Raw genomic sequence first — 21,749 nt, 5'->3', positions numbered from 1 at the left:
ACCATGAAGAAATTTGGAAAACGGCTCTTATCGATCGGCGCGACCGTCGCCGCAGTATTGACACTTGCAGCATGCGGCAACAAGTCAAACTCAAGCAGCAGTGACTCGACCAACTTCAAGGGACAGAACTTGAAGATTGGGGTCTGGATCGGTAACGATAACGAAAAGAAAGGTATGAACGACCTGATCAGCGGCTTTGAAAAGAAGACCGGGGCGAAGGTGACTGAAAAAGTTTATACCGACTTCAATACTCAGATTCAGGCAGACCTGGCAGGACATCGCGCACCTGATGTTTGGTACATGGACTCCTCCATGTATCCATTCTTCCAGAAGCAAGGTGTCTTGCAAGAGTTGAATAAGAAAGATGTCGGCGAAAGCAACTTCTATCCTGCCCTAACAAAGGCTTACACCACTGATGGCAAGTTGTATGGTGTGCCCAAGGATACCTCGACGCTGGCACTCTACGTCAACAACGACATGTTCAAGAAAGTCGGCGTTTCGATCGACAGCATTCCAAAGTCTTATGAAGACCTCCTCAAATGGTTGCCTGGGTTCCAAGCAAAGCTTGATAAGGCATACGGCAAGAACAAGGTGAAAGCTTGGAGCTATAACCAGGATCTGGCACGCAACCTCTATATCCTCGAACGCAATGGTGGCAAGCCAATCAAGAGCAACGGCGACGCCAACTTGTCCAGTGATGCGGTTCTTAAAAACTTGCAACTCTACAAAGACCTCGTTGCGACAGGTGCAGCTGTAACGCCTAAGGGCATTGGCCAGGGCGATAACGGGACTGCCTTTGGTGCTGGTAAAGTTGCTATGATGGAAGAAGGCAACTGGACCTACGAAGTACAAAAGCAGCAATACAAGACCAACTTCACTGTTTTGCCAATGCTTAGCTATGAAGGCAAGCAAGGCGGGATGATCTTCACCGTTGGTTGGGGCGAATACGCCAACTCCAAAGTTAAGCCACTGGCTACTGCTTGGATCAAGTATGTGACCTCCAAGAATGTCATGAAGAAGTACATCACCACCACCGGAACCTTGCCAAGTCGCCCAGATGTCGCGAAAGCAGCGGATCTGACCTCTGATGCTTCCCTGAAGGTTCATCTGGATGCCAACGCTTATTCCACTGTTTGGCAGGACGGCACCACACTTGTCACCGTTAATACCTCCTACCAGAACTTTGTTGCAAATGGTCTGGCAGGCAAGACGACCTTGAAGTCGGCCATGAAGAGTGCTGACGACCAGGCAAACGCCGCGATCGCTAAAGCAAAATAGGCCTTAACAAACGCACTGGGGAGGTGCAATGAGTATGGAAGCACCAGTAAATACGCCAAAGAAGAAACGGTTCCACTTGAACCGCAGTCAATCTGAAGCCGTCCAGGCCTATGCGTTCCTGCTCCCAGCCGCGATCATCGTTTTGGTCTTCTTTGTTGCCGCAATCGTCTTCGCGCTATACATGTCGTTCAACAAAGTCAACATGTACAGTGAGACGTACGAGTTCCGGGGACTGCAGAACTACACCAATATTTTTTCTGACGGTATCGCGCTGACGGCGCTGAAGAACACAGCCTTATTCTCGCTGGTCGTTGTGCCGACGCAAACGTTTTTCGCCTTGCTGATCGCATACGCCCTCAGCAACAAGAACATTCGCTTCAAGAAAATGTTTCGCTTGATCTATTTCCTGCCAACGCTGACTTCTAGTGCGGCATTGACCCTGATCTTCATGTTTATCTTCAACATCAACGGGCCAATTAATGGATTCCTCACAGGCATCGGATTGTACAAAGATCCAATCAACTTCCTGCAGGAGCCACAATACGCGTTGAAAGTCATCATGGTCATGAATATCTGGTCGACAGTACCAAACTTTATGACTGTCTATCTGGCCTCGTTGGTGGATCTGCCTGATTCACTGTATGAAGCGGCGGAAATGGATGGCGCCTCGTCCTGGCAGAAATTAGTTCACATCACAGTGCCATATCTGCGACCAATCACCACTTATGTTCTGTTGATGGGGATCATTGGGACCTTCCAGATGTTTGACCAGGCGTACATTTTCTCGAACGGGTCAGGTGGCCCAGACAACTCGACTTTGACGGTCGCGCTGATGGTCTACCAATACGCTTTCGGTCAAATGAACACCATGGGTTATGCCTGTGCGCTGGCAATCTTCTTGGCTGTTGTGATCTACATTGTTTCCAGATTGGCTGAAAAGCTGAATGGCGGCAACGGCTTGAAGGATATGTAAGGGGGCTTGAACAGTGAAAAAAGGTCATATCGGTCGGACGATCCTTTATATCGTCATGACGATCTACGCGCTGATCACCCTTTATCCGTTCTTGTGGGCGCTGTCAGCATCGTTTGAACCGTTGAAAGTGATCGTCAGTGGCAACATGAGTTTGATACCAAAGGCGTTCACGCTCGACAATTATAAGTACATGTTTAGTTCTTCCGCGCTTTTCCCGCGTTGGTTCCTGAACTCGGTCATTGTCTCGGTACTCGGGACCGTGATCAACATCTTCTTGAACACCATGGCAGGTTATGCGCTGGCACGTTTGCAATTTCCTGGCCGTGAACGCATCTACTACGCGTTTCTCTCGCTGATGATGATTCCGGCGCAGGTCCTGCTTATTCCTAACTACTTGATCTTGATGAACTTGGGGATGCTCGACACCTATCAGTCCTTGATCTTGCCGTCTGCGATCAACATCGGCAACATCTTCATGATGCGCCAATTCTTCCTGTCCTTCCCTAAAGACGTGGAAGAGGCGGCCAGCATCGACGGTTTGAGTCGTGTGCAAGTGTTCTTCCGCATTGTGTTCCCACTGGCTCGTCCGTCGATCGCGACACAAGCAATCTTCACCTTCATGGGCTTTTGGAACAACTTCATGCAGCCGATGCTGTATATCACAACACCGAGCAAGTACACCTTGACCCTAGGGCTGCAGTCGTTCACCAACCAACAGGCCGGCGTCCGCTGGGATCACACCATGGCAGCAAGTATCATCTCAATATTGCCGATCGTAATTCTGTATATTATCTTTAACAAGTTCTTCCTTCAGGGGATTAGAATGGACAATGAGAAGTGATACGACCAGAGACCGGAACAGATTCTCGTTCCGGTTTTCTTTGTAGATGGGGGTAATGACAAATGGCAGTGAAGATCTATGATGTCGCAAAGGCGGCCGGGGTGACGTCAAGCACCGTCTCCCGTGTATTTAACGGGTACCCAGATATTAGCGAACACACGCGAAAAAAAGTGTATGAGGTCGCGGCCAAGTTGGGGTATACCCCCAACATCGCCGCACGCACTTTATCTTCGAAATCGTTGAAAACGGTTGCGCTGATCTTGAACGATCTGGTTGCCTCACGCTTTGATGGCGTCTCAATGCAAACGATTCTGGGTGTTTACAACTATTGCGAAACGCACGCCATGCAATTTGTTCTTTACCCAACAACGACAAAGCTGCAGCACGAAAAAACATTTGATCAGTTCTGCATGGAACGCAACGTCGCCGGTGCCGTGGTGCAGGGACTTCACATCGATGACCCTTACATCAAGCAGATCTCCGAGAGCCAAACGCCGGTCGTAATGATCGACCTGGAAATACCCGGCGCCAACACAGTCTCTATTTCTGTGGATAATGTGGCCGCTGAAAAGGAAGCGACCCAGGCGATTCTCAGACACGGTAAGTCCCATCCTGTCATGATGAACGGGATTCCGTCTGCTCAGGTCAGCAATCTTCGCGAAAAAGGGTTTCGCGAGGCAATGCACGATGCGGGTCTGACCTTATCTGATGACGCAATCATGTACGCGGATTTTGACATCGACAAGGCTGAAGCCGCCATGCAAAAGGCGCTGGCAAGCGGTCGGGAGATCGATGCCGTGATCTGTGCCAGTGATGCGATGGCAATGGGAGTCATGACTGCTCTCAAAGCGGCTCATTGCCGCGTCCCAGAAGACTGTGAAGTGGTTGGCTTTGATAACATCGCTATCACGGAATATTCTCAGCCAACAATCAGCACCATCGATCAGCATATGGAGAAGATTGGCGGTATGGCCGCCCAGCTGGTCGATAAACTCTTGAATGGCAAAGTGGCACCAAATATGCACCATATCTTTTCTCCACATAAATTTATTCAGCGCGAAAGCACTGGCGTATTTCCTGACAAGTAATCATGAGGAAGTGACAGTATGAGTACTGCCTATCAGATCGCACTCGAGGACCTCGCAAACCGTGAGCCCGATACGGTCGCAACAATTTTTTCCCAAGGGAATGGCACCTTTGGGGTCCGCGCCACTGACCCACTTCTGGCAACGGATGGTACAGTGGTCAACGGGTTCTTTGAGACCTCGCCAATCATTTATGGCGAGGCGGCCCACGGCTACGCAAAGGAACACCAGACCATTGTCTCTTTACCATCACTGCGGCATCTGACAATCATCGATCAAGCCGGTCAACCTGCGGCCACGCGCGCGATAAAAGACGTTCGGTTGGACATGCAGACGGGCGCACTGACGATGACAACAGAGATCGTCTTTCCAGATGATGACCGCCCACTTGAATTAACGACGACCTCATTGATCGGGCAAGCTGACCAAGATCTTACTGCCTATTTGCTGGGCTACACCTTGACGACAACCGCTTATGAAGGAATGATCACCTTCACCAAGGGACCACTGGTTTTTCAGGAAAAAGAATCCGATATTGAACGAGATCCCCGTGTGGTGGTCCGGCCGTTGCAACTTAAGCACGCAATAATCGACAGTAGCGCGACGGCCGTGGTGCAGCGGATTCAAACGACCGAGAGTCAGTTGACCCGCTTCATCAAAACCAGCAATGTTGCGGGGCTGACTCAGACAGTCAAAGTGGCACCCGCTCAACCGGCGCACTTTGAGGCATATGTCCAAGTTGCCCAACAAGATAGTTTTGCACTTGACCTGGACGCTGCCGTTGCGCAACGGACGAAGGCCTTCTGGCACCAATTCTGGGCATCCGCGGCGATCGACATCACCGGCGACGACAAAATGGCGCAAGGCCTTCATTTCAACGTCTTTCAATTGGCCCAGTCGGCTAACCGAACAGGCGAGTATAGTATTGCGGCAAAAGGCGTCTCAGGACCGGGCTACGAAGGCCATTTCTTCTGGGATACTGAAATGTACATGTTGCCGTTCTTCACCTATACCCATCCGGAAATTGCGCGCAAACTACTGGAATTTCGTTATCGTCAATTGCCGCTCGCACGCAAACGGGCACACGACATGGGCGTTGCTCAAGGTGGCCTATTTCCATGGCGATCGATCAACGGCGCCGAAGCCAGCGCCTTTTTCCCGGCCGGCACGGCGCAGTATCACATTGATGCCGATATTGCCTATGCAGTGGCTCAATACTTTGATGTGACGCAAGACAAAGATTTCATGGAGAAGTTTGGCCTGCCGATTCTATGGGAGACCGCTCAATTCTGGCGCTCTTTTGGCGCCTGGAGTGAGCGCGATGGTCGTCGCGTCTTCATGTTTCATGATGTGACCGGCCCCGATGAGTACACGGCTCTGGTTGATAACAATACTTACACCAACCGAATGGCGAAGGCCAACATTGAGAATTTTCTCAGTGCCTATGCGCAATTGGACGTCAGCAGTTTATTGGATATTGAGGAAGCGGATCTTCAAGCGTTAAAGGATATTGCAGCAGGTATCTATCTTCCCGAACCTGGGGACAACGGAGTCACGGCTCAAGACGACACGTTCTTGAGCAAGCCGATTTGGCCGTTTGCGACCACCCCAGCAGATCATTATCCACTACTGCTGCACTATCACCCGCTGACGATCTACCGCTATCAGGTCAGCAAACAACCAGATGAGCTAATGCTCGACATGTTGTTTCCTGATGACAAGGCTGTCTCACAGAAAAAGATCGACTACGCCTATTACGAGCGGCTGGCGACCCACGATTCGTCGCTATCACGTAGCGCCTATGCAGTGCTGGCAGCCAACCTTGGCGATACAGAAAAGGCGTATCACTACTTCATGGATTCAGCATTGCTCGACCTGACGGATCTTCAGGGTAACACCAAAGACGGCCTCCACATGGCAAATTTAGGTGGTAGCTGGATGAGCGCTGCTTATGGATTCGCCGGGCTCAAGGTGGTTGAGGGTCAATTAAGCATTAGCAATCGACTGCCCGCCCAGTGGCAAACACTTGCACTGAACCTGCTCTTCCGCGGCCGCCAGCTTCACATCGTGCTGACCCATGACAACACCGTGGTGACGCTTTTGGCTGGTGAGCCATTGACGCTGGCCGTTGATGACCAAGAACAAGAAATTTCTCGAAAATAAATCAACGAGGTAATAAAATGACAATTACTGGTTTTGTATTTGACCTAGATGGTGTGATCACCGACACCGCAAAGTTTCACTATCAGGCGTGGAAAGAAGTCGCGCAGGAAAAACTCGACATCACGATCACCCCGGCCGTGAACGAATTGCTCAAAGGCCGTAGCCGTATGGATTCCCTTGAAGAGATCATCAAATTCGGGCATCAAGAGGGGCAGCATACCCTGGCTGAAAAAGAGGCTATCGCCACTGAAAAAAACGATCGCTATAAACAGTTGATTCAAACAATGACCCCAGCCGACATTCTGCCGGGGATGGGCGAATTTCTGCAAGAATTAGCGGATCACCATTACCCGATGTCGGTCGCATCGGCCTCCTTTAACGCCCCATTTATCATCAAGCGTTTGAAGCTTGAAGACCTCCTTGGCAAGATCGTGGATCCTGCGTCGGTCAAGCATGGTAAGCCCGCCCCTGATATCTTTGAGGTAGCGGCCGACCAGATCGATAGTCCTTATGCGACCACGGTCGGATTTGAGGATGCGACCGCCGGCATCTCGGGCATTAATGATGCAGGAATGTTCTCCGTGGGCATTGGGGATCCGACCATTCTCGATGAAGCTGACCTTGTGTTCGCCTCCACCGCGGATGTCTCGCTCAGTGCGATCGAGCAGGCTTTTGCCTCAAAGGATGCCTAACATGAAGACTGCTTGAGAAGGAGATGAACTGAAACTAATGGGACTTTCAAATCAAGTCATGCTGATCACGTATGCAGATAGTCTTGGCTCGAACCTTCAGGCATTGAATCGCGTGCTGGCAAGTGATCTGACGGACGCGATCGGTGGCCTTCATATTCTGCCGTTTTTCCCTTCGTCAGGCGATCGCGGATTTTCCCCTGAGCGCTATGACGTGATCGATTCACGGTTTGGTGATTGGACAGATATCGCGGCGCTGGCGAGTCAGTATTATTTAATGACGGATCTGATGATCAATCATCTGTCTCGGCAGTCACCGGAGTTCAAGGACTTTATCGCTAAAGGGGATGCATCGCCTTCAAGCACGCTATTCCTCGATTGGGACAAGTTCTGGCCGGCGGGGCACCCCACTCAAGAAGAAGTCGATCAGATCTATAAGCGCAAGGACAAGGCACCTGTTCAGGAAGTTCAAATGGCGGATGGTTCGGTGCGCCACGTCTGGAATACCTTCAGCGATGAACAGATCGATCTCGATGTCACAACACCGGAGACTTGGCGTTATCTGACCACGGCAATGAACCGTTTTGCTGCAAATGGCGTGGCACTGATCAGGTTGGATGCATTTGCCTATGCCGTGAAAAAACGTGGCACCAATGACTTTTTCGTTGAGCCAGAGATCTGGGACCTGCTCGATCGCATTTCAGAAGCCGCTGGTGAAGATGGCGTAGAAGTCTTGCCCGAGATTCATGAGCATTATACGTTGGTCGACAAGGTCAACCAGCACGGCTATTGGACCTATGATTTTGCGTTGCCGATGCTGGTGCTCTACACGCTTTTTGCGCAGGACGCGCGGCCGCTGTTGAAGTGGTTGCGGCGAAGTCCGATGCACCAGTTCACCACGCTGGATACGCATGACGGTATCGGTGTTGTCGATGTGAAAGACATCCTATCTGATGACCAGATCGATTTCACGACACAGCAGCTTTATCAGCGCGGCTCCAACGTGAAGAAAGTCTATTCAAGCGCTGCCTATCATAATCTTGACGTGTACCAGATCAACTCGACCTATTTCTCCGCGCTGGGAGAAAACGAGGCAGCTTATCTGATCGCGCGGGCCATTCAAATGTTCGCCCCAGGCATTCCGCAGGTCTATTACGTCGGTCTCTTGGCTGGCGCAAATGACCTGGACCTTCTCGAAAAAACAAAGGAAGGTCGAAATATCAACCGGCATTATTACACTGAGGACGAAGTTGCCGAAGAGGTGCAACGCCCAGTAGTGTCCACGCTTCTTAACTTGATGCGCTTCCGTAATCGAAGCCGGGCGTTCGATCTGGATGGTCAGTTCGATGCCAAAGCGGTGGACCCAGCACATTTTGTGCTGACGCGCACGAGTCAGGATGGTCAAACCAATGCAACGCTTTGCGTGGACTTGGTCAATGACCAGATGGCGGTCTCGGAAAACGGGATTGTGATCGACCTGACGAAGCGGTAGCAGTTATCAACATTTGGAAACGTGAATCATTGAGATCAATGGGAAAGGCCAAGTGCGCAGCGAGTGTTAGTTGTGACTTGGCCTTTTGCTTTGCCTTGCTGAAGGGGGCTAACAGAGCCAGTTGTTTCATCCAAACCGTCCTGTGCCGGAGCCGCAGCAATACAGCCTGAATAGAAGCCATTGCGGAGGACTACTCAAAAATTTCCCCTTGCCTTTAAAATGGAAGCGCTATACAATACAATCGAAACGTTTCACCAAGGAGGAGAAACTAGATGGAAAATACACAGGTACAGGCACTTCTTGAAGAAATGACCATCGAGGAAAAGATCGGGCAACTTGGTCAGCTGAGCGCCGACTTCTTTCCGAACGGGCAGGCGACGATCACCGGCCCGATGCAAGCACAACATATGGATCTGGACACACTTTACCGGTCCGGCTCTGTGCTGGGAATCTCCGGTGCAAAGCAGGTTCGAGCGATTCAAGCCGACTTTTTAGCGCACAATCGGTTGCATATTCCGTTGCTCTTCATGGCTGACGTGGTCCATGGGTATAAGACCATCTTCCCGATTCCGGTGGGGATGGCAGCAAGCTTTGACCCTGAGATCGTTAAAAATGCGAGCGCTGTGGCGGCGAGTGAATCCGCAGCTGGCGGTATTCACGTGACGTTTGCGCCGATGGTCGACCTTGTGCGCGATCCGCGTTGGGGCCGCGTCATGGAATCGACCGGTGAGGATACTTATCTGAATACCGTACTGGCCGCCGCAAGCGTTCAGGGGTTTCAGGGTGAGGCCCCACTGGATGAGGACCACATTGCGGCGTGCGTCAAACACTTCGCCGCTTATGGTGCGCCAGAGGCCGGCCGCGAGTATAACACGGTCGATATTTCGGAGTGGCGGTTCCGCGAACAGTATTTGCCTTCCTATGCCGCAGCAATCAAGGCGCATGCCCTTCTAGTCATGACGTCTTTTAACACCTTGTTTGGCGTGCCGGCAACTGCCAATCAGCATCTCATGCGCGACATTTTGCGTGAAGAACTGGATTTCTCAGGTGTCCTGATCTCCGACTGGGACGCGATCGGCGAGCTCATCAATCACGGTGTGGCCGGAGACCTCGATCACGCTTCTGACCTCGCCCTCAAGGCTGGTGTGGATATCGATATGATGTCCTTCGCTTATTCCCGGTACCTGAAGCGTGCGGCGACATTGGATGCCGAAACGAAGCGTCTGATCGACGAGTCCGTCCTGCGTATTTTGGAATTGAAAAATACGCTCGGGTTGTTTGAAGATCCGTATCGAAACATTTCTATTGAACGGGAGACAGCGACAGAGCTAAGCCCAGCCCACCTCGTCGACGCCCAGCATGCTGCCGAGGAAAGCATTGTTCTGTTGAAAAATGCCGGGCAGATTCTCCCGCTTCAGCCAGGCACCTCAGTCTTCTTGACCGGCCCTCTGAGCGAGTCGAACGATCTTCTTGGTAGTTGGTCTTGGCAGGGCAAGAGTACGCCAGACAACACGATTGCGGCGGCGCTCAGCCAGCGCTGTGAGGTGAAGAGCGTGCCAGGCGTGGGTTATCACGAGCTGAACGAAAAACAATTACAAGATGCGCTCGGCTCGGCGCACCATTATGACACGGTCATCGCCTGCCTCGGCATCCCGAGCGCCGAAAGTGGGGAAGCCACCAGCATGACGGATATTCGTCTACCAGAAGAGCAAATGACCTTGCTTCGGAAGCTGGCTGCAGATGGTAAGAGAATCATCTCCATCGTGATCGCCGGCCGGCCACTCGACCTGAGTGAAGTCGATGCACTCTCAGACGCCGTTGTCTTTGGCTGGTTCCCGGGCAGCCGCGGGGCAGAGGCGATTGCCCGCATCTTGACCGGCGAAGTTGAACCTTCTGGCCGTCTGCCGATGAGTTTTCCGCGCAGCGTTGGCCAAGTGCCGATCTATTACAACCAATACAACACCGGCCGGCCGCTGTCGCACACGCCGAATGATGCCGAAAATAAATACCTGTCCAAATATATCGACGAAGAAAACACCCCGCTCTATCCGTTCGGCTATGGCTTGGGCTACGCGCAGGTGACGCTTCAAAGTCTCACGATCGAGAACACCGAGATGAGCAGCCAGAAGCCAATGGTCGCGCATGTCCGGCTTGAAAATTCCTCAAATCGTGACGGACGTGCTGTCGTGCAACTCTATCTGCACCAAAAAATCGGTGAGACAGTTCGACCAGTCAAACGCCTGATCGCATTTGAAAAAGTCGCAGTAGGGGCAGGCGAGACAGCGGATCTGTTGTTTTCAGTCACCGAAGACAGCCTACGTTATATGCACACAGATCTCACAAATACCGCAGATGCCGGTGAGTATGAGTTGCTTGCGGGGCTGAGCTCGGATGCGACCCAAGCAGTCGGGTTTACGTTCACCCAGGGTTTGAAGGAGAAGTCAGATGATTAAGCTTCGACACGGAAATACCGCGATCGGGTTGAGCGATGTCGGCGCGCCGATTCATATCGAAACGTCAGGCATCATGATCAACCAGGTCGATGGCAACGCGCTTGATGGGAGTATGGCCGGCATCTATCTGCGGGTCGGGACAGTCTCTCGCCTTTTGACCGGGGCCCAGAGTAGCTTCAACCACGACAAAGAGCAGGCGTCCTGGAAAGGCGTGTTCGGCGATGTGTCCTATTTAATTCGGCTGACGATCGGCGACTCCGGTTGGTACTGGACCGTTGATCTTGACGGCGAGGTCACGGAAGAAACAGCTCTGACGTATGTTCAAGACCTAGGCTTGGGCGCCGCTTCGTTTGTGCAGTCAAACGAAGCCTATGCCTCGCAATACATCGATCATTTTGTGGCACGCGATGGGCAACAGATCACCATCGCATCGCGGCAAAATCAACCGCAATCTGGGAAAAATCCTTATCTGCAACAAGGGGCCTTCACGCCTCTTGCGAGTTATGCCACGGATGGCATGCAATTTTTCGGGCCAGCCTATCGCGCCGATGCTTCGCCGGTTGGCATGCAACAGCCGGAGTTAGCCAATGTGAAATTGCAGTACGAGGCGACGCTGATCGCGCTTCGAACCCCAGCCGGTCAAGCGGCGAAACATGCGGTCTTTTATGCCGCCTTTATGCCGGATCAGCCAGAGGACAACCGAAGGATTCTGCTCGCTGACACTGAGTTGCAAGCCGATTATGAGCGCTCTTTGCGGACGCCATTAGCCCCACAACCCTATTCGCAGATTGAAACGGAGCCGGTGCTGGGCAAAAGAGTATCAGGCATTCCTTTGAAAGCGCGGGAGATCATGGCCCTTTTCCCTGCTCGCAGCTTAGAAGAGCGTCAAGATGGCGACTTGTTGTCGTTCTTTTTGCCGGACCATCGCCATGTTGTCTTGCAAGCCAAGGAGTTGCTTCAACAGCGGCAGACAGGCAATATCGTGATGGCGGGGCACACCCTCACGCCAACGACGCCGGTGCTGGCAACGACCCAATTCATGTCAGGGGTGTTTGAATCACATACTGTGTTTGGCAACACAAATATGCAGAATCTGTCAAGTGATGTGCGTGATCCGTTCAACTTCTTCACGACAGCGGGCCGCCGCATCTATATCAAATTGGCGGATCAACAATTTCATCTGCTGAGCCTACCCAGTGCCTTTGAGATGGCCTATAACGGGGCAACCTGGTATTACCAACTGGAAGATGATCTGCTGATTATTACAGACGATGCCGCCGCTGACTCGGATCAGTTGACCCTTCATTTTCAGTCGCAGCGAGGCAACCATTATGACCTGCTGATCACGGATCAACTGAGCGCAGGCACCATGGGCCATCAGCCCGTTGTGGTGGCACACGGGGAGCAGCTCTCGATCAAAGCAGAGTCGGGGATGCCGATGCACGCCGCAAATCCGGACCTAACCTACTGGCTTGATTACAGTCAGCATGACGGGCACTTTGAGCTTGGCGATACTGCGAACGTGTTGGGTGAGGCGTTGCCATCACTCGAGATGGTCACCGCGAGTTATCGAAACACTTCTGATTTGAAAATCTCAACGGCGCTCGCTAATCACTTCGACGAACTGGACGCGGCAACAACGCGGAAGGCGCATGCGGGGCACACTGAGGACCTCTTGCACCATCTGACATTAAAGGACGAGGCCCCGGCAAGAAAGGACGACGCACAAGAGATCACCACGATTCTGCGCTGGTTCGCCCATGATGCCCTGGTCCACCTGCTATCTCCGCATGGCCTTGAACAATACGGCGGGGCCGCTTGGGGGACGCGCGACGTCTCCCAGGGCCCAGTCGAGCTGTTTTTAGCCACGGGCCACTACGCAGAAGTGCGGCAGATTCTGACGACCCTTTACTCGCATCAATTCGTTGAGACAGGCAACTGGCCACAGTGGTTTATGTACGATGAGTATCGCGCGCAGTTTGCGGATGAAAGTCACGGCGATGTCGTCGTTTGGCCGCTGAAAGTTCTCGGGGATTATCTCAAGGCGACCCACGACCTTCAGATTCTGGACGAGCAGTTGCCATACATGAGCGCGACGACCCACGACTTCATTGGTGAAAAGACTTCGTTGCGGGCACATGTCGAACATCAGCTTGATTATCTCGTGGCGCATTTTCTGGCCGGCACCCACGTCTCGGCGTACGGGGATGGCGACTGGGATGATACGCTCCAACCTGCCGATCCCGCCCAAAAAGCGACCATGGCAAGTACCTGGACGGAGGAGCTGACGCTTGAGACGCTGACGACACTGGCGATGGCACTATCAGACGGGGATGCGCTCCAGCGCCGGGTCGCAGCGCTCAAGACCGATATGGAAGAGGATTTCCAGCGGTACTTCATGCGCGATAACGTCCTGCCTGGCTTTATTCAGATCGCACCAGATGGGCAAGTCAAAGAGATCATTCATCCCGGAGATCAGCAGACCGGCATCGATTACCGTCTGTTGCCATTATCACAAGGGGTACTGAGCGGCATTTTGACAGGAAAACAGGCGGATCATGCGTTGGCACTGATTGACCAGCACCTGCTTTTCCCAGATGGGGTCCGGTTGATGAACCGGCCGTCGACTTATCGAGGCGGCGTCAGCAAGATCTTCAAACGCGCGGAGCAAGCCGCTAATTTTGGCCGGGAGATTGGGCTGCTTTATGTCCATGCCCATATTCGCTACGCCGGGGCGTTGGCGGTTGCCGGCCGGCGACAAGAAGCCTGGCAAATGCTGCAGCTGGTCGACCCGATCAAACTGACCGAGCGCATCTCGAATGCCGAGCTACGCCAAGCCAATGTTTATTTCTCGAGCTCGGATGCTGATTTTGCGGATCGCTATCAGGCTCAAAATGATTTTGAGCGGGTGCAGACGCAGCAGGTCGGCGTCAAAGGTGGTTGGCGTTTGTACAGCAGCGGTCCGGGAATCTTCATCGGGACGCTGCTCAGCGAGATATTATCAATTCGTAACGAAACGTTTAACCACGAATCGTCGACGGATACAGCCGATTTTGATCCGAATATCCGCATTGATTGGCAGCCATCGAAGGATTCGAAAATCGGGGCGGAGATTGAGGAAACGCGGCCTTAACAGGTTAAAGACAACCGAGGCCCGAAAAAATTTTTTAAACCAGAAAAGAAAGCGCTTGCGCAAAAAAGGTTCGCGTGCTAGTATCCTATTTGGAGAAACGTTTCACCAAAAATCTCGAGGATACTCAGAGGGGAGCGGCCTGTAATGAGCGCAGCAGATGAGTGATCAATATGAGTATATTCAAGCGATTTATTAAGCAAGGACAGCTTCAGTTAATGGTGTGGCCAGGGGTCATCTTCATGGTGATCTTCAATTTCATCCCGATCTACGGGATCATTACTGCTTTCAAGCACTATACGATTGTTGACACGATGAGCAGCGCGCCTTGGGTCGGGATGGAGAACTTCAAGACGATCGTCTCAGATCAGTTCTTCTGGCAATCTGTCCGCAACACGCTCGCCATCAGTTTCTTGAAACTCGCCATTGGATTTGTCATTCCCATTGTGCTCTCGGTGATGATCTTTGAGCTCAAGAATATGCGGTTCAAGAAGATCGTGCAGACGATCTCCTATATCCCCCATTTCTTCTCATGGATCGTCCTGGGCGGGATGTTGATCTCGTGGCTCTCGACAAACGGATTCTTCAACCAGATCCTCATGGCACTGGGAATCATCGACAAGGGGACCAACCACCTGCTGGCTGGTAACCAGTACTGGTGGATCGCTGTTCTGTCAGATCTTTGGAAGGAAGTCGGGTGGGGCACCATCTTGTATCTTGCCGGGATGTCGCGCATCGACCCGACGCTTTATGAAGCCGCCCGCATTGACGGGGCCTCGAAGGTGACGCAGGTCAGAACGATCACCCTGCCGCTGCTTGGCCCAATCATCTCGCTCAATCTGATTTTGACGGTCAGCGGGCTCCTTGGCTCGAACCTTGATCAGACCTTGGTCTTGATGAACTCACAGAACCAGGATTACGCGGATGTGATCAATTCCTTCGTTTATCGGATGGGGCTGACTCAAGGGGACTTCTCGTATGCGACAGCTGTTGGGTTAGGTATCTCGGTCGTCTCGGTCATCTTGCTGATCATCACCGATCGCATCACGCGCAAGTTGAACGACGGCCACTCGGTCATTGTCTAGGAGGCGAGTCGGATGAAAATTGCGATCCATAGTAAAAAGACTCGAAAAGAAGGCTTTTGGTTCAACCTAGTCAATACCATTGTCCTGACGCTGTTTTCACTGATCATCATTGTGCCGATCTGGAATATCCTCGTTTCCTCCGTATCATCAAACGCAGGATTGGCCAGCGGCGGCTTAATGTTGTGGCCACAGGGCTTCACGTTGGAAAACTACACGAAAGTCTTTTCCGATAGCAGTATCCCCAAGGCCTTTGGGATCTCGGTCCTGAAAACGGTGATCGGCGCCGGCACGCATACTTTGTTTTGCGCGATCGTGGCCTATGGGCTGAGCAAGTCGCGGCTGATTGGGCGCCGGCTGTATACCTCGATGGGTGTCATCACGATGTACTTTGGCGGGGGCATGATCCCGACCTACTTGCTGATCAAGTCCTTGGGGTTGTTAGATACGTTCTGGGTCTACATCATTCCGGCCCTGTTCAGCTATTACGACTGTGTCATCTTGATGAACTTCTTCCGGGAGATTCCTGACTCGCTTGAGGAATCGGCGAAGATCGATGGCGCCGGCGAATGGCGGATCTTTACCTCGATCTACCTGCCACTGACAAAACCGGCCCTGGCAACCATCGTTTTGTTCAACGGAGTCGGCCAGTGGAATGACTTCATGACGACCAAGCTCTACATCACCAAACAATATCTTTACCCGCTTCAGATGAAGATCTATGAGATCATCGTCAACTCTAATCTCAGCAATATGACTCAAAGCGGCTCGACCGACGTGGTGTTTAAGGCGACAACGCGCGGCGTGCAGCTTGCAACAATTGTGATCACCACGGTCCCAATTCTCATCATCTATCCGTTGCTTCAAAAGCATTTCATCGCGGGGATGATGGAAGGTGCCGTTAAGGAATAAGGGGAAAAAGGGAAGAAAGAAGGATATAAAGATGAAGAAGGCTTTTCTAGGCGCGATGGTTGCCGTAGCGGCGTTGGCGTTGGCCAGCTGCGGCAACAAAGAGGATGCAGGTAACTCGAATTTTTCGATCAAAGATCGTTACACTCCGAGTGCAAAAACGCCGGCGTGGAAGCTCGACAAGAAGAAAAAGATGACCACGATCACTTGGTATATCAATTCTGATTGGACGACTCTCCCGTTTGGTGAAGATGCGACCACAGCGAAGATCAAGAAGGATCTGAACATCAACATCAAGTTCGTCACTGGTGACGACTCGAAGCTGAATGCCTTGATCTCAGGTGGTGACATGCCAGACATCGTGACCTTGATGGATAAGACAAGTCAGGCGGCAACGAAGGCGAACAGCTGGGCGTACTCCCTCAACGACCTGGCAAAGAAATATGATCCATATTTCCTGAAAGTTGCCAACAAAGACACCATGAAGTGGTTCACGCTGTCTGACAACAAGACGTATGGGTATCCAAACTATTCCAACACGAAGAAAGACTACGAGAGCGGCACCATTCCGGTGAATGATAATTTCGTCATCCGTGAAGATGTCTATGACGCCCTCGGCAAGCCGGACTTCACCAAGCCGGGGAACTTTGAAAAGGCGATGAAAGAGATCGCAGCGAAGTATCCGAAGCTCACGCCATTTGGCTTTACCCCAGTCGGTACAACGGCGGGTGGGTTCACCGATAAGCTGCAAGACTTCCTCGGTGTTCCGCTTGAAACAGCTGATGGCGCCTATTACGACCGGAGCCTGGATTCTGAATATATCCAGTGGCTGAAGACCCTCAACACCGTGTATCGCAACAAGGACATCAGCGACGACAGCTTTACCGATGATGGCGCGACCTTCGATCAAAAGGTCAAGACCGGTCAGTACGCGACCATGTTCGTGGCCGGCACTAGTGGCCAAGGCGGGAACTTCACCGAATTCATGAAGAACTCCAAGACGCGTTACATCGCCGTGGATGGCCCGTCCAGCACATCTGGCCGCAAAGCGACATTGAACCAGACAGGGATCTCAGGCTGGCTGATCAACTACATCACCAAAGACGCCAAGGATCCAGCCAAAGTCATGGAACTCTTCACCTATCTTGTTGATCGCCCAGGCCAGATCCTGACCAAGTACGGCATCGAAGGCGTAACCTTCAAGTACAACTCTGATGGCAAGATCGAATACCTGCCAGAAGTTAACAAGCTGGAACAAACCGATAACGACCTGTACAACAAGAAGTACGGCATCAGCCGCTTCCTCTACTTCAACAACGACCGAATGAACGCTTTGAAGGCACCGACGACTTCCGCTTTGACCCAGATGCAGAAGTGGGGCGTTGGCAAGCTATACCCGCATTTCGTGATCGAAAACATCAAGCCGCAAGCCGGGACTGCTGAAGCACGTGTCTATGATCAGGTTCAAACGAAGATGAATAGTACCGTTATTTCCCTGATCCGCGCCAACAGTGACGCAAGCTTTGACAGCACCCTCAGCAATTACAAGGACTTCTTGAAGAAGAATAATTATTCCAACGTTGAAAAGACGCTGACAAAGAATATGGCCTCTAACCGCAAGAAGCTAAACTAAAGGATGTGAAAGAAGAAAGAGCTGCGGAAACTGTAGCTCTTTCTTTGCTTGTTATGAAAGAGATATTTAGGGTCGATGGGCTTTACTACCGGTTGATGACGCTTGCCGCCAATGCCTTCATTATCAATTTAGTGTTCGTGTTGTCCGGCTTGACGGTGGTTCTCTTAGGGCCTGCCATCATCGCGTTGTACCAGATCACCAAGCGCGTGATGGCTGGCGAAGAAGATCATGTGCTTACCACGTATTTTAAAATTATGAAGAAGAACCTTGTCCGCGGCTGGCAACTTTTTGGCATCCTACTGGTCGGGGCAGGCTTGGCGATCGGGTTAACGCTGCTGGTTGGCGCGCTCGGACAATGGGCCGCCGCCGTGATGATCTTTTTCGTGGCCAGCGTGGCGCTACTTCTTGGAACCTTTGCATATGACTTTGCACTCAGTCAAGACAGCGTTCGCCAGGCATTCAACAACGCGCTGATTCTGTTCTTTCAGCATATTGTATACAGCATCGTGATCCTGCTGATTCCAGTCGTGGTGTTATCGCTGATCGGTAAGGTCAATCTATATCTGGCCCTGTGTCTCGGTTTCTTTGTGGCATGCTATCTTCAGATCTATTTTGTCAGGAAAGTTGGCGTCTTTGATGAATGAAGCAAACGCATTTTGGCAGCGGCTCATCGATGAGCTGAATGCTAGTGACCTCGAGCTTTCGATCTTACCATCCAAGGTGGCCGCGACAACGGTCAAAGTGTTCGACGTCGCGTTCACAAGTCTTTATGGCGAACGCGTTCGCGGTTATCTGATTCGGCCCCAAAGCGATCACACCTCCCCCCTAGTGATCGATTATCTTGGGTACATGAATCATCTGGAAGATCCGATGCAGTTTTACCACTGGCCTTCGATTGGGTTCTCGGTGTTGGTGATCGATAATCGCGGCCAAGGTGGCAAAACACAGGATACGGCACCTTATGGCATGTCCTATGGCGAAATGCCGATGGGCCGTGGCTTCACCGATCCTGATGACTTCTACATGAAGCGCGTCATTGCTGATCATCTGTTGGAGTTGAAGATCGCGCATGATCTGGTGGCGCCGTCTGGTCAAAAACTATTTCTCCGCGGCGGCAGCCAAGGCGGGGGATTGGCCACGATGATTGGAGCGTTGTCCCCCTATGAACTGACCGCCATCTTTAGCGATGTACCGAGCCAGTCCAACATCATGGCACGCATCGATGCCCGAGCCGGCTCATACGGCGTGATCGGCGAGTATCTGGCCGAGCATCCGGAAAAGCGGGCGGCGGTCGAACGTACCATGCGGTTTTACGACACACGGTTCTTTGCCGCGCAGATCAAAGCGCCGGTTTTTGCCTCTTGCGGTGATCAAGATACGACGTGTCCGATGGCGGATTACCTGCCCACTTTTGATCAGATCCAATCCCCCAAGGAATTGAAAGTGTACACGGGGCACGCACACGAAGGCGGCGGCATTGCGAGGATTCGCTGGGAAGTTGATAAGGCCGCAACCCTTGCGCAACGTGTGTGAAAATAATAAGGAGAAATTAGCTGATGAGAATCGCAACCTATAATCTTCGTGTCGATACGGATTATGATAAAGAATGGCAATGGCCATATCGTGCCGAGTACGTGCTTGATCTGATCAAGTTTCATGATTGGGATGTGCTGGCCGTTGAAGAGATTCGGCCGACCCAAGTCAAAGACCTGACGGAAGGCCTTCCCGAGTATCACTTGCTGAGTCAGGAACGTGATGGCGATGGCACAGGTGAAGGAATCGGTTTACTCTTTAAGGAAAACAATTATAATTTGATTGATAACGGCGCCTTCTGGTTATCCCAGACGCCGGCGCAACCGAGCATTTATCCGGGGGCCGCGTATCCGCGTGTTTGTGTATGGGCCATTTTGCAGGATCGTGCGACTCGCGTTGAGACCTTGGTCATCTCGGTCCACCTGGATAATATCTCGGAAGAGGCGCGCACGAACGGGATGAAGGTCATTTTGAAGCAGTTGGCATCGCAGATCGCGGTGTACCCGACCGTGATCCTGGGTGATTACAATGCAGAACCTTCGGAAGCGGTTCACACGCTTTTGACGGAAGCCGCATTTGTGAACGCCAAAACGTTGCCAGACATTCAACACTATGGGCCGACGGGGACATTCCAGAATTTCACCTATACCATGCCTTGGCACGATCTTGAGAATATCGATTATATCTACGTCAAAGGGTTAAAGACTCTAAAAACTGGGGTGTTGACTGACTCGTTTGACGGCCGCTATGCGTCTGACCATTTCCCGCTTTGCGCGGAATTAGCGCCTGAATGAGTGGGGCTGGCCCTCATAAATAATAAGAAATTGAATGAACACGAGACGCGTTGCTGTTTTGTGTATCGTCATGCTTAATCAATATCAAGTGGAGGTAACGCGCTTTGGTTGGAATTAGAGAAATCGCCGAACGGGCAGGCGTTTCGATCTCGACAGTCTCATATGCGCTGAACGACAACGCAAAAGTCACTTCGGAGACCCGGGAACGCATCAAAGCTATCGCGGCAGAGTTGAACTACACCCCAAGTCTTGCTGGGCGGATGTTGAAGAAACAAAAGACCAATATGATCGGCCTTTACGTCAATGGCTTTGGCGGGGATTTTTATAGTCACGTGATCGATGGCGTTGCCAACACGCTGCGCGCCCATCACTACGAGTTGATCGTCGGCTCTGGCGGCAGTCGTTCGCGCGCGTTTGTGCCGCAACGTTTTGTGGATGGCGCGATCATCTTAGATGTCTCGTTTCCGACTGACTTAATTCGCGAATACGCAGACGCCGGGAACAAGCTGGTCGTCATGGATCGTGATATCACACACCCAAATGTCGCACGGGTCATTGTCGACAACGCGGCCGGTGCCAGACAGGCAATCGACGCGCTGGCTGCCGCGAATGTGGACCATTTCGTGATGGTCACTGGGCCTTCCGATTCATGGGATTCGCAGGTCCGTGCGCAGGCGGCCATCCAAGAAGTGGAGAAGATCTCAGGCAAATCGATCCTGGTCATTCCGGGAGACTTCACCATTGAAGGTGGCCGCAAAGCCGCGGAAGTCATCTGCAACACTGGTGATACCAACATTGGCGTCTTCGCGCTGAACGATGAACTCGCGATTGGGCTGTATGACGGGTTCAACGCGCGGGGCCGTGTGGTTGGTCAAGATATCAAGATCGTTGGTTTTGATAATGACTATATCGATACTTATTTGGACCCTAAACTCACTTCGATCGACTACTCCAAACATCGCTGGGGCGAAATGGCCGCAGAGACGGTTTTGAAGATGATCGAGACCGACGAGACGCCAGCGGACCAGTTCTTAAAGACTAAGGTGCTTCATCGCGGCTCGCTTGGTGAAAAGCTGACCGACTAACCCCCTGGTTGGCCAGCTGAAAAGTGCCTTGCAACAACTTCATAATATGTCTACCCCCAATCAAAGAGCCCACCGAACGCAAAACCGGCGGGCTCTTTGCGATACAAACGGACTTCCAAAGCGGTCAGGTGTCATTTCTGTACCGCAACAGACATCAGCATCCAAACAAGCGACCGCTTGAGGGAGAAAGTGCTGGTTCCCCCATTCTTGGATAGAGTCTCATCATTAACGCATACTTGCTAAGCGACTAGGCATGATTTTCACAGTAATGATAGTATTGATTATGGTGGCAGCCGCAGATAATGAACGTGTCAGGCACGCGGCCATAATGAAGATATGGCCTTCATTCGCTCAGCGAGTTAAAGGACAGTTCTTTCCGCAAATACAAATGGACGATAGGTGGGGGTGAACTCAATGAGAAAAGAAATTCGGCAACGCACACGCAAGCACCAGCGAACTATATTAGTGGCTGTTCAAAAACGTGTAGCATTTGATACTAGTGATTTTAGGTCATTACTGTCATATAATAAATGCATACGAAATTCCGGTTTTCAGACATTTCCCGTGCATTTACGAAATTCACTCGGAGGTTTTATCCATGGTTTATCG

At 51.8% G+C, this 21,749-nt stretch carries 16 protein-coding genes and 2 pseudogenes; all 18 read left to right on the top strand.

The window, feature by feature from the left end; genetic code table 11:
* Positions 1-3 precede the first annotated feature (3 nt).
* The gene (locus EKM95_RS08390) at positions 4-1,278 is read left to right on the top strand and encodes a sugar ABC transporter substrate-binding protein (protein WP_125697430.1); all 1,275 of its coding nucleotides are present in this window, start codon (positions 4-6) and stop codon (positions 1,276-1,278) included.
* Between the two features lie 34 nt (positions 1,279-1,312).
* The gene (locus EKM95_RS08385; protein ID WP_125697428.1) at positions 1,313-2,251 is read left to right on the top strand and encodes a carbohydrate ABC transporter permease; all 939 of its coding nucleotides are present in this window, start codon (positions 1,313-1,315) and stop codon (positions 2,249-2,251) included.
* Positions 2,252-2,306: 55 nt separating this feature from the next.
* Positions 2,307-3,092, top strand: a complete 786-nt coding sequence (locus EKM95_RS08380) for a carbohydrate ABC transporter permease (RefSeq protein WP_125697461.1) — start codon at positions 2,307-2,309, stop codon at positions 3,090-3,092.
* 62 nt (positions 3,093-3,154) lie between these two features.
* Positions 3,155-3,289 (top strand): annotated as a pseudogene (locus tag EKM95_RS12005) (LacI family DNA-binding transcriptional regulator); the annotation flags it as partial.
* Between the two features lie 63 nt (positions 3,290-3,352).
* Positions 3,353-4,180, top strand: coding sequence for a LacI family DNA-binding transcriptional regulator (locus EKM95_RS08375; RefSeq protein WP_225423253.1), 828 nt, complete (start codon positions 3,353-3,355; stop codon positions 4,178-4,180).
* Positions 4,181-4,198: 18 nt separating this feature from the next.
* On the top strand, positions 4,199-6,340 hold the full coding sequence (locus EKM95_RS08370; RefSeq protein WP_125697424.1) for a glycoside hydrolase family 65 protein: 2,142 nt from the start codon (positions 4,199-4,201) through the stop codon (positions 6,338-6,340).
* Between the two features lie 17 nt (positions 6,341-6,357).
* Entirely contained in the window at positions 6,358-7,032 is a 675-nt protein-coding gene (pgmB, locus tag EKM95_RS08365) for a beta-phosphoglucomutase (protein WP_125697422.1), read from the top strand.
* 37 nt (positions 7,033-7,069) lie between these two features.
* The gene (gene gtfA, locus EKM95_RS08360; protein ID WP_125697420.1) at positions 7,070-8,521 is read left to right on the top strand and encodes a sucrose phosphorylase; all 1,452 of its coding nucleotides are present in this window, start codon (positions 7,070-7,072) and stop codon (positions 8,519-8,521) included.
* A gap of 272 nt (positions 8,522-8,793) precedes the next feature.
* Positions 8,794-10,974 (top strand): glycoside hydrolase family 3 N-terminal domain-containing protein, encoded by a 2,181-nt coding sequence (locus EKM95_RS08355; RefSeq protein WP_125697418.1) that lies wholly within the window; start codon positions 8,794-8,796, stop codon positions 10,972-10,974.
* Positions 10,967-14,107, top strand: a complete 3,141-nt coding sequence (locus EKM95_RS08350) for a GH36-type glycosyl hydrolase domain-containing protein (protein ID WP_125697416.1) — start codon at positions 10,967-10,969, stop codon at positions 14,105-14,107. The genes EKM95_RS08355 and EKM95_RS08350 overlap by 8 nt, the downstream gene beginning before the upstream one ends.
* Before the next feature lie 170 nt (positions 14,108-14,277).
* Positions 14,278-15,189 (top strand): ABC transporter permease, encoded by a 912-nt coding sequence (locus EKM95_RS08345; protein WP_125697414.1) that lies wholly within the window; start codon positions 14,278-14,280, stop codon positions 15,187-15,189.
* A 12-nt stretch (positions 15,190-15,201) separates the two neighbouring features.
* Entirely contained in the window at positions 15,202-16,098 is an 897-nt protein-coding gene (locus EKM95_RS08340; RefSeq protein WP_125697412.1) for a carbohydrate ABC transporter permease, read from the top strand.
* A gap of 31 nt (positions 16,099-16,129) precedes the next feature.
* Entirely contained in the window at positions 16,130-17,728 is a 1,599-nt protein-coding gene (locus EKM95_RS08335) for a type 2 periplasmic-binding domain-containing protein (protein ID WP_125697410.1), read from the top strand.
* A gap of 53 nt (positions 17,729-17,781) precedes the next feature.
* Positions 17,782-18,372 carry a DUF624 domain-containing protein gene (locus tag EKM95_RS08330; RefSeq protein WP_164510140.1) on the top strand — a complete coding sequence of 197 codons (591 nt, stop codon included), beginning with the start codon at positions 17,782-17,784 and terminating at the stop codon, positions 18,370-18,372.
* Entirely contained in the window at positions 18,365-19,261 is an 897-nt protein-coding gene (locus tag EKM95_RS08325) for an acetylxylan esterase (protein WP_125697406.1), read from the top strand. Before EKM95_RS08330 ends, EKM95_RS08325 begins: the two co-directional genes overlap by 8 nt.
* A 23-nt stretch (positions 19,262-19,284) precedes the next feature.
* Entirely contained in the window at positions 19,285-20,055 is a 771-nt protein-coding gene (locus tag EKM95_RS08320; RefSeq protein WP_125697403.1) for an endonuclease/exonuclease/phosphatase family protein, read from the top strand.
* A gap of 104 nt (positions 20,056-20,159) precedes the next feature.
* Positions 20,160-21,140 carry a LacI family DNA-binding transcriptional regulator gene (locus tag EKM95_RS08315; protein ID WP_125697401.1) on the top strand — a complete coding sequence of 327 codons (981 nt, stop codon included), beginning with the start codon at positions 20,160-20,162 and terminating at the stop codon, positions 21,138-21,140.
* Between the two features lie 414 nt (positions 21,141-21,554).
* Positions 21,555-21,749, top strand: a pseudogene (locus EKM95_RS11825) (hypothetical protein); the annotation flags it as partial.

Source organism: Lacticaseibacillus yichunensis, from assembly GCF_003946405.1.
GTDB classification, from domain to species: Bacteria; Bacillota; Bacilli; order Lactobacillales; family Lactobacillaceae; genus Lacticaseibacillus; species Lacticaseibacillus yichunensis.
The sequence above is the reverse complement of the archived record's forward strand: the minus strand, read 5'-3'. Positions and strand labels throughout refer to the sequence as shown.

Bases quoted from the DNA above. Each gene is read 5' to 3' on its own strand.
- EKM95_RS08390 (WP_125697430.1), top strand. From the start codon at position 4: ATGAAGAAATTTGGAAAACGGCTCTTATCGATCGGCGCGACCGTCGCC.
- EKM95_RS08385 (WP_125697428.1), top strand. From the start codon at position 1,313: ATGGAAGCACCAGTAAATACGCCAAAGAAGAAACGGTTCCACTTGAAC.
- EKM95_RS08380 (WP_125697461.1), top strand. From the start codon at position 2,307: ATGACGATCTACGCGCTGATCACCCTTTATCCGTTCTTGTGGGCGCTG.
- EKM95_RS08370 (WP_125697424.1), top strand. From the start codon at position 4,199: ATGAGTACTGCCTATCAGATCGCACTCGAGGACCTCGCAAACCGTGAG.
- pgmB (WP_125697422.1), top strand. From the start codon at position 6,358: ATGACAATTACTGGTTTTGTATTTGACCTAGATGGTGTGATCACCGAC.
- gtfA (WP_125697420.1), top strand. From the start codon at position 7,070: ATGGGACTTTCAAATCAAGTCATGCTGATCACGTATGCAGATAGTCTT.
- EKM95_RS08355 (WP_125697418.1), top strand. From the start codon at position 8,794: ATGGAAAATACACAGGTACAGGCACTTCTTGAAGAAATGACCATCGAG.
- EKM95_RS08350 (WP_125697416.1), top strand. From the start codon at position 10,967: ATGATTAAGCTTCGACACGGAAATACCGCGATCGGGTTGAGCGATGTC.
- EKM95_RS08345 (WP_125697414.1), top strand. From the start codon at position 14,278: ATGAGTATATTCAAGCGATTTATTAAGCAAGGACAGCTTCAGTTAATG.
- EKM95_RS08340 (WP_125697412.1), top strand. From the start codon at position 15,202: ATGAAAATTGCGATCCATAGTAAAAAGACTCGAAAAGAAGGCTTTTGG.
- EKM95_RS08335 (WP_125697410.1), top strand. From the start codon at position 16,130: ATGAAGAAGGCTTTTCTAGGCGCGATGGTTGCCGTAGCGGCGTTGGCG.
- EKM95_RS08330 (WP_164510140.1), top strand. From the start codon at position 17,782: ATGAAAGAGATATTTAGGGTCGATGGGCTTTACTACCGGTTGATGACG.
- EKM95_RS08325 (WP_125697406.1), top strand. From the start codon at position 18,365: ATGAATGAAGCAAACGCATTTTGGCAGCGGCTCATCGATGAGCTGAAT.
- EKM95_RS08320 (WP_125697403.1), top strand. From the start codon at position 19,285: ATGAGAATCGCAACCTATAATCTTCGTGTCGATACGGATTATGATAAA.